General features: G+C 63.1%; 2 protein-coding genes. Both read right to left on the reverse strand.

All coding sequences use genetic code 11. The annotated features are described in order from the left end of the window. Window positions 1-1,256 (reverse strand): MFS transporter (locus AC0AP0_RS12310; protein WP_490430691.1); only part of this gene is annotated, 1,256 nt, incomplete at its 3' end. A gap of 13 nt (window positions 1,257-1,269) precedes the next feature. After that, a partial coding sequence (locus tag AC0AP0_RS12315) for a nucleoside hydrolase (protein WP_490430692.1) occupies window positions 1,270-2,235 on the reverse strand: 966 nt, incomplete at its 5' end.

The following is a 2,235-nucleotide window of genomic DNA, read 5'->3' on the forward strand; positions in this document are numbered from 1 at the left end:
AATTGGGGATTGGCCATGAGTCCGCTGTAGACAGCCATGCCGATGGAGGCCGAGGTGTTCATCATCAGATCCCCGATCCCGATGCCGCGGCCGTTCTGGTCCACGGGCAAAGTGGCCGAGAAGGAGTCGTAGAGGGGCGTGTAGGACATGGTGATGCCGGCAATGAAGACCGAGGCCAGCGCGGTCAGGACCCAGAAGCCCGAGGTGAGCATCAGGGCAGAACCGGCAGCTCCAGCGATCATGAGCAGGGCGGACAGGATCAGCATGGGCAGGCGTCCCATGGCGTTCATGATGGCTCCGGACAGGCAGCCCACTAGGGTGGCCACGATGTAGACGATGGTCAGGCAGAGGGAGACCTGGCTCAGGGAGATCCCGTAGATGCGGTCGCCGATCACGTTGTAGATGGGCACGCAGGCGAAGTTGAAGAAGTAGAAGACGAAGAGGGCCAGCAGGACAGCCATATAGGCGCCGTTGGTTACGAACCCGCGGCTCAAGAAGGGGTTGGCGCCCTTCCAGACATAGCCGGCGAAGATCAGGATCAGGACGGCCAGCACCCCCAACATCCAGGTGGCCGGGAAGGAGAAGTAGACGGCCACGAATCCGGCGATAAGCGCGAACAGCGCGATGCCGAAGACATCGATGCGCTCACCCTTGATGCCGGTGTCAGGTGTGTACTTGAGCACCGGAGGAATCAGCAGGACGGAGACCAGGGGTACCAGGAAAAGGTAGCGCCAGTCGATGGAGGTGATCAGTCCGCCGGCGAAGATGCCCACAGCGGAGGAGGCGTAGTAGACGGCGTTGAAGATGCCCAGGTAGAAGGCACGCTCCTTGTCGCTCAGGTACTTCATGGCCATGACCAGGAAGACCGAGCCGGCCACCTGACCGCCCGCGGTCTGGATCATGCGGGCCAGGACGACAGCCCAGAAGTTCGATGCGCCGAAGAAGCCCAGGAGGCTGCCGATGATCAGGGCGCCCACTCCGAACAGGGTCATCTTACGGGGGGAGATGTAGTCGCAGAGGGTGCCGTAGAGCATGCAGACCACACCCAGGACGATGCCGGGCAGGGTGCTGATCAGCGAGGCGTTGGCGGACATCCCCAGGGAGTCGCCCACGTTCTGGAAGACCAGGTTGAAGGCCTGGATCATCAGTGTCCCCAGCAGGAAGATGGTAAGCAGGGCGGGCAGAGCCCGCTTGGTGCTGCGGCGGTTTTCCTCCACGGTCGCTTCGGTAGCCGTTGTGGTGATGGATTCGCTCATGACTGCCGTCCTTCTATCGTTCGCTCTCGGTCTTGCGCACCAGGGTCAGGAGCCTGTCCATGAAGCGTCGGGTGAACCGCTCGGTGTCGACCGACAGGGCCACCTTGGTGTTTTTGACCGGGTCCAGGAGCCTGCTGGGGTCGCCGATGGTACGGGCCCGCTGCGGTCCCTCGGTCTCGACCATCAGGTTGGTGGCGAAGGTGGTGACCAGGCTGGGGTCGATGGCTACAGCGGCGGCCAGGGGATCGTGCAAATTGCAGCCGCCCAGGTAGACTCCGCTCTCCTTTTCGCTGATGTCGATGTAGTAATCGGTCATGTCTGCCAGGAAGCGGCCGGCGCTGGTGCCTGTGGCGCGCAAAGCCTCGGTGTCCTCGCGGCTCATCAGAGCCTGGGTGGTCACGTCCAGACCGACCATGGTGATGTCTGCGGTGGTGGCGAAGACACGGTTGGCTGCCTCGGGATCCTGGTTGATGTTGGCCTCTGCGAATGGACCCACGTTGCCCGGCTGGGTCAGGGTGCCGCCCATCATGACGATGCTGATGCGGTCGACGATGTCGGGGGCCTTTTCCAGGGCGGCGGCGATGGTGGTCAGGGCGCCGGTGGGCACCACGACCAGCTCGCCCTTGGGGTAACGGCGGACCGCGTCGATGATGAAGTCCACCGAGCTCTGTTGGCTGGCCTGCCGGTCGGTCTGTGCGGGGATTTCGATGTTGCCGGTGCCGTTGGCCCCGTGGAAGATCTCGGAGTCCGGCGGAACGCTGAATGAGTCGGCCGTGCTGGGGTGATCGATCCCCTTGAAGACCGGGATGTCCTCCCTGCCGTACATGGCCAGCAGCCGCAGATCGTTGTCGACGCCTTGGTCGAGCACCACGTTGCCATAGGTGCCGGTGATTCCGATCAGCTCGGCATCCGGGGAGCCCAGGACGTAGGACAGAGCCAGCGTGTCGTCGATGCCAGTGTCCAGATCCAGGATGATCTT

It is taken from the genome of Bifidobacterium sp. POST2/T3 (B1) (assembly GCF_058197115.1).